This is a genomic window from uncultured Thiodictyon sp. (genome assembly GCF_903828115.1).
Lineage (GTDB): Bacteria > Pseudomonadota > Gammaproteobacteria > Chromatiales > Chromatiaceae > Thiodictyon.
This window is the reverse complement of record NZ_CAIKKU010000398.1, coordinates 1-10761: the sequence shown is the minus strand read 5'-3', so window position 1 is coordinate 10761 and position 10761 is coordinate 1. Positions and strand designations below refer to the sequence as shown.

Here is a 10761-nt window from a genome sequence, read left to right as displayed (position 1 = left end):
TGTCGTTGTCGTAATCGAGGTTATCGTGGGGCCCTGGATTCTCTTGATCCCCGAATTGCATCGCTTCTCCGATTACGATTACGATTACGACAACGACAACGACAACGACAACGGTTGTGTTTAACTTGCTCTTGACTCGTTACTGATCACCTGGGGTCATACCCCGTAGAACCCGCGATACCAATCGACGAAGCGGGCCACGCCGTCGGCGACCGCGGTGCGCGGTTGGTAGCCGATGTCGCGTACCAGTTCACTCACGTCGGCGTAGGTGTCGGGGACATCTCCGGGTTGCAGCGGCAACAGGTTCAATTGTGCCTTCAGACCCAGGCTGGTCTCGAGCACGGCGATGTATTCCATCAACTCCACGGGATTGTTGTTGCCGATATTGTACAGCCGATAGGGGGCACGGCTGGTGGCGGCATCCGGTGCCGCGCTGGACCAGTCGGGGTTGCCCGCGGCGGGGCGGTCCAGGACCCGGATCACGCCTTCCACGATGTCGTCGATATAGGTGAAGTCCCGCCGGTGGCGGCCGTAATTGAAGACGTCGATGGGCTCACCGGCGATGATGGCCCGGGTGAATTTGAAGAGCGCCATGTCCGGGCGGCCCCAAGGACCGTAGACCGTAAAGAACCGCAGTCCGGTGGTCGGCAGCCCATAGAGGTGGCTGTAGGTATGGGCCATCAGTTCGTTGGCCTTCTTGCTCGCGGCGTAGAGGCTCACCGGATGGTCCACGTTATGGTGGACCGAGAAGGGCATGGTGGTGTTGGCGCCATAGACTGAACTGCTGGACGCATACACCAGGTGTTCGACGCCGGTATGGCGGCAGGCCTCCAGGACATTGGCGAAACCGACCAGGTTGGTGGCGACATAGGCCAGCGGATTCTCGATCGAATAGCGCACGCCGGCCTGCGCCGCGAGATTCACCACCCGCTCGGGCCGGTAGGTGTCGAAGACCTCGCGCAGGGGCGCGCCGTGCTCGATATCCACCCGCAGGTCGGTATAGGCGGGATGGCCCCGCAAGCGGGCCAAGCGTGCCGCTTTCAGGGCCACGTCATAGTAGTCGTTGAGGTTGTCGATCCCGATGACCCGATCCCCGCGCTCCAAGAGGCGCAGGGCCAGGGCGGCGCCGATAAAACCCGCGGCTCCGGTGACTAATACCTTCATTCGGAGTCCCCCGGCCGCGCGTTATAAACGGCCATCGACCTGCTCCTTGGGAAATAGCTGTTTGACGTCGTAGAGCACCGCGCCGGGCTTGCCGAAGCCGCGGATCTGCGCCACGCCCAGGTCGCGGAACTGGCGGTGGGCGACCGCCAGGATGATCGCGTCATAGGACGCCGCCGGCGGCTCGCCGATGACCTCGATCCCATATTCGTGACGGGCCTCGGCCGGGTTGACCCAGGGGTCGTGGACATCGCAGGTGATCCCGTACTCTTTGAATTCGGCAACGATATCGACCACCCGGGTGTTGCGCAGATCCGGACAGTTCTCTTTGAAGGTCAGTCCCAGGATCAGCACGCGCGCCGCCGGCGACAGGCCGCCGCGCCGGGTCATGAGCTTGATGACCTGCTTGACTACATAGGCGCCCATGCTGTCGTTGAGGCGCCGTCCAGCCAGGATGATCTCCGGGTGGTAGCCGATGGCCTGCGCCTTATGGGTCAGGTAATAGGGATCGACACCGATACAGTGTCCGCCGACCAGGCCGGGGCGAAACGGCAGAAAGTTCCACTTGCTCCCGGCGGCCTCCAGGACCTCCTGGGTATCGAGTCCGAGCCGATGAAAGATCAGCGCCAGTTCGTTGATCAGGGCGATGTTGACATCGCGCTGGGTATTTTCGATGACCTTGGCCGCCTCGGCCACGCGGATACTGCTGGCCAGATGGGTGCCCGCGGTGATGATCGAGCGATAGAGCGAGTCGATGAGGGCCGCTGCCTGCGGGGTCGAGCCGGAGGTGATCTTCTTGATGGTCGTGAGGCGGTGTTCTTTGTCGCCCGGGTTGATCCGCTCGGGGCTGTAACCGACATAAAAATCCTGATTGAACTTGAGCCCGGAGACCTCTTCAATGAGCGGGACGCAGACCTCCTCGGTCGCGCCGGGGTAGACCGTCGACTCGTAGACCACGACCTCGCCGGCCCGGATGACGCCGCCGAGCATCCGGCTGGCGGATTGCAGCGGCCGCAGGTCGGGTGACTTGTGGGCATCGATGGGAGTCGGGACCGTCACGATGTAGAGGTTGCAGTCGGCGAGACCCGCCGCCGACTCGGTGTAGCTCAAGTGGGTCGCGCCCCGCAAGTCGTCCGGCTCGACCTCGCGCGAGCTGTCGCGCCCCGCGCGCAGCTCGGCGACGCGCGCCGCGTTGATATCAAAGCCGATCGTTGGATAGTGCTTGCTGAATTCGACCGCCAGCGGCAGCCCCACATAGCCGAGACCGACGACGCCGACGCGGGCGTTGTGCAGATTCACATCAAGGGTCATGAGCCAATGCCTCAGGCGTTGCCCGCGTGCCGGCGCCGGGAGCGGGAGCGGGAGCGGGAGCGGGAGCGGGAGCGGGTTTGTTTAACGGCCGACATGTTACCAGCGTGCCGCGGTTGGTGCGACCGTGCCGGCCCGCCGCGCGGCGCGCCCGCCGACCCCGCCCGGCCCCGGTCGCTTGTGTGTTACGATTAGGCCCTGAATCGGTCCTGCCAGGTAGCGTCGTCGACCCCCGCGTCGGCCACCCCGCGCGCGGCGAGCGGTCGGGCGCAGTCACGACAAACCTCTAAATTCAGTTCTGTTTTTCGCCGCTCGGGTGATCGCCGCAGGCGCTCGCGGCGGATACGAACCCGCGGGACCCGCACGGGGGCACCATTGCTGCCGCGCTGCCCCGACCACCATCACGGGCCGCGCCGGTGGGCCAGGCCTAACAACGCTGGAACGAACGTGTCGAGAACCTACGTCTACCTCGGAGTGGTTGAGGCGATCGTCTTTTTCCTCGCCTCGCAGCTTGGTGTCTACGCGCGTTTCGGCAGCGCCCTGCCCACCGATGTCCCATCCGTTTTTTTTCTCGCCACCGGGCTCTTTTTCACCTTCTGCATGAGCGTCGCCATGATTTCCATGGGGCTGTACCAGCGCGACGCCCAGGAGCAGGAGGCGGCCTTCGTGGTGCGGATCGGCCTGGCCTTCGTGCTCGGCCTGGCCCTGCTCTCGGTCGGCTTTTTCGCCGTTCCCTTCCTGTTTATGGGACGCGGGGTCCTCGGACTGGGGCTGGTCTTTTCCTTCATCGGCATCAGTGTGGTGCGCGAACTGTTCGCCCGCCTGGTCAACATCGAGTCGCGCCGCCGCCGGGTTTTAGTTCTGGGGGCCGGTGTCAATGCCTACAATATTGCCGAGGTTGTCGCCCGGGGCGGCCCCCTGGGCTTCCTGGTGGTGGGGTACGTGCCCTTGCCCCGCAGCCACGCCATGCTCGACGGGGCCCAACTGCTGCGCTCGGATCGGCCCCTGGTGGAGCTTGCCATCGAATATGGTGTCGATGAGGTGGTGGTGGCGGCCGACGACCGGCGCGGGAAGTTGCCGGTGGATGATCTGGTCGACTGCAAGTTGAGCGGCTTCGAGGTGCTGGACCTGCTCTCCTTTTTTGAAAAGGAACTCCAGATCATCAAGATCGACCTGCTGCATCCGAGTTGGATCTTCTTCTCCCCGCGGGGATTTCGTATGGGCGCCGCGGCGCGGCTCAGCAAGCGCTTGTTCGACCTGCTGGCCGCGGCCGTGATGTTGGTCGTGGCCGGCCCCTTGATGGTGTTGGTCGCGGCGGCCAGCCTGATCGAGTCGCGGGGGCGCGACCCCATCTTTTACCATCAGGTGCGGGTGGGACAGTATGGCACCCTGTTTCATGTCCATAAGTTCCGGAGCATGCGGGTCGATGCCGAGGCCGATGGGGTGGCGCGCTGGGCCGCCAAGAACGATTCCCGCGTCACCGCCTTAGGCTCGTTCATGCGCAAGACCCGCATCGATGAACTACCCCAAATCTTCAATGTCCTCAAGGGCCAAATGAGTCTGGTCGGGCCGCGCCCCGAACGTCCCGAGTTCGTCCAGCGGCTCGCGGCCAGTATCCCCTATTACGCCGAGCGTCATCGTGTCAAACCCGGGGTCACCGGTTGGGCGCAACTCCTGTATTCCTACGGGTCCGATGACGAGGACGCCAGACGCAAACTGGAATATGACCTCTACTACGTCAAGCACGCCGGCCTGATGTTGGATCTGGTGATCCTGCTCCAGACCGTCGAGGTCGTCGTCTTCGGCAAGGGGGCGCGCTGAATCCCCATGCCCGCGGCGCACGCCCTGACCAGTACCGGCCTCATCGGCGTTTTCGGGTACGGATTGTGCGCGGCACTGTTCGCGCTCTTAGGCGTCGTCCTGCTGACCGGCTGGCGTGGTCGCCTGCAAGGCGGCCTGCTGGTCTTCGCGGTCCTTGCCAGCACGCTGTGGGCGGGAGTGCTCGCCACTCAAGCGGCCTGGCAGAGCGTGCCGGCGCAATGGATCTGGGGTCTGGAGGCGGTGCGCAACCTCGCCTGGATGCTGTTTCTGATCCGGCTGCTGGAGCTTCAGGCGGGGGGGCGGGGGCCCCGTAGTCGGCGCCTGGGGCAGGCGCGGCTGGCGGCCCTGCTGTTGACCCTGATCCTGGTCTTGCCGCCGACGCAGCTCTGGTGGACGTTGCCGCCCGCCGTCGAGTCCAGTCTGGCGTCGCTGCGGCTGATCCTGCGCTTGCTGACCGCGATCGGCGGGTTAGTGCTCGTCGAGCAGGTGTTCCGCAATACGCCCTGGCAACACCGGTGGGGGGTCAAGTTCCTGTGTCTGGGCGTCGGCGGGCTCTTCGCGTTCGACTTCTTCCTGTTCGCGGACGCGCTGCTGTTTCAACGCCTGGATATGGACCTCTGGGCGGCCCGGGGTGCGGTCAGCGCCTTGGCGGCTCCGCTGATCGGTGTCTCGGCGGCCCGCAATCCCCAGTGGTCCTTCGACCTCTTCGTCTCCCGCAAGGTCGTCTTTCACTCCACCGCGCTGTTTGCGGCCGGGGTCTATCTGCTCGTCATGTCGCTCGTCGGGTACTACATCCGTTACTATGGCGGCGAGTGGAGTTCGGTGATCCAGACCGTGTTTTTCTTTGGGGCCGGCATGGTTCTGGTCGTGCTGCTGTTCTCCGGGCACCTGCGGTCGCGACTCAAGGTCCTGGTCAACAAACATTTCTTCAATTATCGCTACGACTATCGGGAGGAGTGGCTGCATCTGATCGATGTGCTGTCCGGGCGGGTGCTTCAGGCCTGCCTGCCGGAGCGGGTCATCTTTGCCCTGGGCGAACTCGTCGACAGCCCCGGCGGCATCCTCTGGCTGCGCAACGAGGGCGGACATTACGAGCATGCGCGAGTCTGGAATCTGGCGGAGGACACGCTCGACAAGGCCACCGATTTCACCAAGCTCACCGACTTCCTGACGCACCGCCACTGGGTGATCAATCTGACCGACCTGCGCCGCGATCCCGATACCTATGACGCGCTCGAGCTGCCCGCCGCGGTTTACGCCGATGACCAACTGTGGTTGATCGTGCCGCTGCGACACGACGATGAACTCATGGGCTTCGTCATACTGGCGCGCTCACGCGCCGCGCAAGTGGTCAATTGGGAAGTCATGGATATGCTCAAGACCGCGGCGCGCCAGGCCTCGAGCTATCTGGCGCTGGACCGGGCGGCCCGCGCCCTGGCCGACGCGCGCCAGTTCGAGGGTTTCAACCGCTTGTCGGCGTTCGTGGTCCATGACCTCAAGAACCTGATTGCGCAGCTTTCCCTGGTCGCCAAGAATGCCGAGCGGCACCGCCACAACCCGGCCTTCGTGGATGACGCAATCGCGACCATCAAGAACTCGGTGGACAAGATGAATCGGCTGCTTGGGCAGTTACGCGGCCCGGTCGCGGGTGCGGCCGGCGTCGGCGTGGATCTGCGCGCGCTCGTCGCGGAGGTGGTGCGCACCCGTGCGGCCCAGGAACCGGCCCCGGTCCTGGAGACGGCGCTCATGACGCCCCTGCGCGTGCGGGCTGACCCCGATCGCCTGGCGGCCGTGATCTCCCACATCGTGCAGAACGCCCAGGAGGCAACGCCGCGCGACGGTCGGGTGGTCGTACACCTTAGTCGGATCGCGGGTCAGGCGGTGATCGAGGTGCGCGACACCGGCGTCGGCATGGACGCGGACTTCGTGCGCGAACGGCTGTTCAAGCCGTTCGACTCGACCAAGGGGCTCACCGGGATGGGGGTCGGGGCCTATGAGACCCGTGAATTCGTGGCCTCCATGGGCGGGCGCGTGGTGGTGGACAGCGTCCCGGGGCACGGCACCGTCTTCCGCTTGTTTGTTCCGATCGAGGTGTCCCCGGCCCCCGCCGGACTCACCATGGCCGCGGGTTGATGAGGATGAACGAGAAGAATAACCGGCTGTTGATCGTCGAGGACGACCCCGGGCTGCAGGGACAACTGCGCTGGAGCTTCGACGGCTTCGAGATCGCGGTGGCGAGCGAGCGCGAGGCCGCCCTGGCGGAGGTGCGGCGCTTCGAGCCGGGGGTGGTGACGCTGGACCTGGGGCTGCCGCCGGACCCCGGCGGCACCAGCGAGGGTTTTCGCACCCTGGAGGAGATCCTCACCATTGCCCCGGCCATCAAGGTCATTGTCGTCACCGGTCATGACGATCGGCGCAATGCGGTCCGGGCGATCGGCATGGGAGCCTACGATTTCTTCGAGAAGCCCATCGACCCGGAGATCCTGACCTTGGCGGTCGAGCGGGCCGGGCGCCTGAACTGGCTGGAGGCGGAGAACCGCAAGCTGTCGTCGGCGGCCTCGACCTCACCGTTTCGCGAACTGATCGCCGCGAGTCCCGAGATGCTCAAGGTCTGTCGCACCGTGGAGAAACTCGGACCGACCGACGCGACCACCCTGATCCTGGGCGAGAGCGGCACCGGCAAGGAGGTGCTGGTACGGATGCTGCATTCATTGAGCGGCCGGGCCGACAAGAAGTTGATGGCGATCAACTGTGCCGCCATCCCCGAGAACCTGCTCGAGAGTGAGTTGTTCGGCTACGAGAAGGGCGCTTTCACCGGTGCGCTCAAGAGTACCCTGGGCAAGATCGAACTCGCCGACGGGGGGCTCCTGTTTCTGGGCGAAATCGGCGACCTGCCCTTGGCGCTCCAGTCCAAGCTGCTGCGGTTTCTGCAAGAGCGGGTGATCGAGCGGGTCGGCGGCCGCAAGGAGATCCCGGTGGACGTGCGGGTCGTGTGCGCGACTCACCAGGACTTGAAGGCCCTGATCAGGGTTGGCCGCTTCCGGGAGGACCTCTTCTATCGCGTCAACGAGACCACCATCGTGGTGCCCCCACTGCGCGAGCGCCACGGCGACGCGGTCGTCCTGGCGCGGGCCTTCCTGCGCCGCTTCGCCGAACAACACAAGCGCCCGATCCGGGACTTCACCGCCAACGCCTTGCGGCTCATCGAGCAATACCCCTGGCCGGGCAATGTCCGGGAGTTGGAGAACCGCATCAAACGGGCCGTGATCATGGCGGACGGCACCGAGATCGGCCCCGCGGACCTGGAACTGGATGACACTGGAATCCCGCAGGAGCCCTTCAACCTGCGCGAAGTAAGGGAATTGGCCGAGCAGCGGGCGATCCAGCGGGCCCTGATCTTCACCGACAATAATGTGTCCCGCACCGCGGACCTCTTGGGCGTGACGCGCCCAACCCTCTACAATCTGATGAAAAAACACAACCTATCTGAGTGAACGAGGTAACTGGTATGGCTTCTGGACGGATCAGCGCACGTACACTGACTGCTACCCTGGCCCTGTTGGCGGGTCTTGCGGGCACCCCTATCCTGGCCTCTGAGGCCACCGACAAGGCCAGCGCCTTCCTTGAACGCGGCGATTTGCGCGCGGCGACCATCGAGTTGAAGAACGCGCTGCAGAAGAACCCGAACGACGCGACCGCGCGCCTGCTGCTCGCACGGCTCTACCTGCGCATCGGCAACGGTGCGGCGGCCGAGAAGGAAATCCGCAGCGCGATCGACCTGGGGGCGGAGGCCTCCCTGTGGCGGCTCGACTTCGTCGAGGCCCTGACCGCTCAAGGCAAGTTCGACGACGCCGTGCAGCGGTTGGACGCGGCCGGCGAACTGCCGGCCGCCGATGAGGCCCGCGCCCTGACGCTGCGCGGTGACGCGGCCCTGGGGCAGAACAAGCCTGACGAGGCGCGCGAGCACTATCAGGCCGCATCCGCGGCCGACCCCGACAGCGAACGGGCGGGCCTCGGGCTGTTGCGGGTCGCCCTGAAGGACGGCGACCAGGCCGCCGCGATCAAGGCCACGGATGCGTTTCTCGAGCGCTTCCCGAACAACACCGAGGCCTTGCTCATGCGCGCCGAGTACCATCGGGCGGAGGGCGAGAACGCGGCGGCCCTGACCCTGTTCGACCGGGTGCTGAGCGCCGAGCCGCAAAACCTGGTGGCGCATTTGGGCCGGGCCACGGCCCTGATCGGCATGAAGGACACGGCTGGGGCGCGCAAAGAACTCGCCGCCACGGACCAGATCCAGAAGGACGTGCCGATGACCATCTACCTGCGCGGGGTCATCGAGTTCCAGGACAAGAACTGGAAACAGGCGGGCGACTATTTGGATCGGGTCCTGACCGCGGTCCCCGGCCACCTGCAGAGCCAACTCCTGCTTGGCATCATTCGTTACAGTGAAGGAGAGTTGGAAACCGCCGATCAGTACCTTTCCAATGTGATCAAGACGACGCCGGAGAACCTGCAGGCGCGCAAGGTGCTGGCGGCGGCGCGCATCAAGATGCGCGAGCCCGACCGTGCCATTGAGGTCCTGGAGCCGGTGGTCCAGGGCGCCGACCCCCAGACCATGGCCCTGCTCGGCAGTGCCTACATGCTCCAAGGTGACCTGGAGCGCGGTCAGGAGTGGCTCAACCGGGCCGTCGAAAGCGCTCCCGATGTCGCAGCGCTGCGCACGCAGCTCGCCCTGACGCTCTTGGCTGGCGGACAAACAAATAAAGCGATCAATGAGTTGCAGTCCGCGGTGGACCTGGGTCAAGACATCTTGCAGGCCGATGTGCTGCTGGTCCTGGCCCACCTGAAGAACAAGGATTTCGATGCCGCCCTGGAGGCCAGCAAAGGGCTGGAACAGCGCCGTGCACAGTCGCCCATCCCCTACAACCTGACCGGGCTCGCCTACATGGCCAAGGGCGACCTGCCGAGCGCGCGGGAGCGCTTCGAGAAGGCGCTGCAGGTGGACCCGGCATTCGTCACCGCCGAGATCAATCTGGCCCGTATCGAGGTGGCGGGCAAGGATCTCGATGCCGCACAACGTCGGTACGAGACGGTGCTGAAGACCAACCCAAAGCACCTGGGGGCACTATTGGGTCTCGCCGCCCTGGCCGAGCTGCGCAATGATCCCGAGGCCCTGGTGGCGGCCTTGGAGCGCGCCAAAGACGCCAACCCGACGGTGACCCAGCCGGGGCTGCTGCTCACCCGCTTCTACATCACCCGCGGTGATTATCTCAAGGCACTGGCGGTCGCCAACGAACTGGCGACCCGCTTCCCGGACGATGAACCGACGCTTCAGATGCTCGCCCGCGCCCAGACCCTGGGCGGCCAGGTGCCCAATGCGATCCGCTCCTTCGACCAACTCCTGCGCAAGAACCCGCAGGACCCGCAATTGAACTATCTGGCCGGCGGGGCGCGCTGGAAGGGCCAGGATCATGTGGGGGCGCAGGCGGCCTTCCGGCGCGCCCTGGAACTGAAACCCGATTTCGTCGATGCCCAAGTGGCACTGGCCTCGGTGTCGCTGGACGCCGGCGACCCGCAGAGCGCCATGCTGAGCGCCCAGGCCCTGCAGAAGTCCTACCCGAAAGCGGCCGTCGGCTATCGCATTGAGGGCAGCGTCTTTGCCGCGAAACGCGACTTCAAGTCCGCCGCGGCGGCCTTCAAGAAGGCCTTTGAACTGGAGAAGACCAGCACCATTGCGCGGCAACTCGCCGATGCCTTGAACCAGAGCGGGAACACGGCCGGGGCGGTCGCGGTACTCACCGGCTGGGCCAAGGACAACCCCAAGGACCTGGACGCCCAGGCCATGCTCGGTCTCTTCCTGCAGCAGGTGGGGCGCCCGAAGGAGGCCATCACGGTCTACGAGGGCGTGGTGAACAGCGAAGCAAAGAAGAATCCGCTGCTCCTCAACAACCTCGCCTGGCTCTACCACAAGCAGGGGGACGCGCGCGCCGCGGCCGTGGCCAAGCAGGCCTACGACCTGGCGCCCAGCCGCCCGGAGATCGCCGACACCTACGGCTGGATACTCTTCACGGCGGGCAAGAAGACCGAGGGTCTGTCGATCCTGCAACAGGCCTACCTGGCCTTCCCGACCCAGTCGGAGATCGGTTATCACGTGGCCGTGGCCCTGGACGCCCTGGGACGCAAGGACGAGGCGGTCCAGATCCTGCGCAAGGTACTGCGTGACAATCCCAACTCGGATCAGGCCGCGGACGCGGGGGCACTGCTCAAGAAACTGGGGGGATGATGGCCGGTGGTTGGTGCGACGGTTTCCAAGCTTTCCCGTAGCAGGGCAGTGATGGCGTCGCCCCCCGGTAGGGGATGGGGTCTTGCTTCTTGCTTCCGGCCTGGCAAGACGCAAGACCTGACCCCCTGGCCATTGTCGTTGTCGTTGTCGTTGTCGTGATCGTAATCGGAGAAGCGATGCAATTTGGC

The 10761-nt window shown here is 65.2% G+C and carries 7 protein-coding genes; 4 read left to right on the top strand and 3 right to left on the bottom strand.

Translation table 11 applies throughout. The annotated features are described in order from the left end of the window. Positions 1 to 156: 156 nt before the first annotated feature. Both QZY48_RS14680 and tviB read right to left on the bottom strand, forming a co-directional pair. A complete protein-coding gene (locus QZY48_RS14680) occupies positions 157 to 1164 on the bottom strand; it encodes an NAD-dependent epimerase (protein WP_295432014.1) in 1008 nt (335 codons plus the stop codon). Between the two features lie 21 nt (positions 1165 to 1185). Continuing rightward, complete coding sequence (tviB, locus tag QZY48_RS14675) at positions 1186 to 2472, bottom strand: Vi polysaccharide biosynthesis UDP-N-acetylglucosamine C-6 dehydrogenase TviB (protein WP_295432011.1); 1287 nt, start codon at positions 2470 to 2472, stop codon at positions 1186 to 1188. Between the two features lie 444 nt (positions 2473 to 2916). On the opposite strand from tviB, the gene QZY48_RS14670 reads away from it, so the two are divergent. Genes QZY48_RS14670 through prsT form a run of 4 tightly spaced genes read left to right on the top strand, consistent with a single transcriptional unit; the run spans position 2917 to position 10573 of the window. Then, entirely contained in the window at positions 2917 to 4290 is a 1374-nt protein-coding gene (locus QZY48_RS14670; RefSeq protein WP_295432009.1) for a TIGR03013 family XrtA/PEP-CTERM system glycosyltransferase, read from the top strand. A gap of 6 nt (positions 4291 to 4296) precedes the next feature. Continuing rightward, positions 4297 to 6423, top strand: a complete 2127-nt coding sequence (gene prsK, locus QZY48_RS14665) for an XrtA/PEP-CTERM system histidine kinase PrsK (RefSeq protein ID WP_295432007.1) — start codon at positions 4297 to 4299, stop codon at positions 6421 to 6423. Between the two features lie 5 nt (positions 6424 to 6428). Further along, on the top strand, positions 6429 to 7784 hold the full coding sequence (prsR, locus tag QZY48_RS14660; protein ID WP_295432004.1) for a PEP-CTERM-box response regulator transcription factor: 1356 nt from the start codon (positions 6429 to 6431) through the stop codon (positions 7782 to 7784). A gap of 14 nt (positions 7785 to 7798) precedes the next feature. Further along, positions 7799 to 10573, top strand: a complete 2775-nt coding sequence (gene prsT, locus QZY48_RS14655; protein ID WP_295432001.1) for an XrtA/PEP-CTERM system TPR-repeat protein PrsT — start codon at positions 7799 to 7801, stop codon at positions 10571 to 10573. On the opposite strand, the gene QZY48_RS14650 is transcribed toward prsT, so the two are convergent. Continuing rightward, positions 10554 to 10761: hypothetical protein (locus tag QZY48_RS14650; RefSeq protein ID WP_295431998.1), on the bottom strand; the 208-nt coding region annotated here is incomplete at its 5' end. The two genes, prsT and QZY48_RS14650, sit on opposite strands and share 20 nt — an antisense overlap.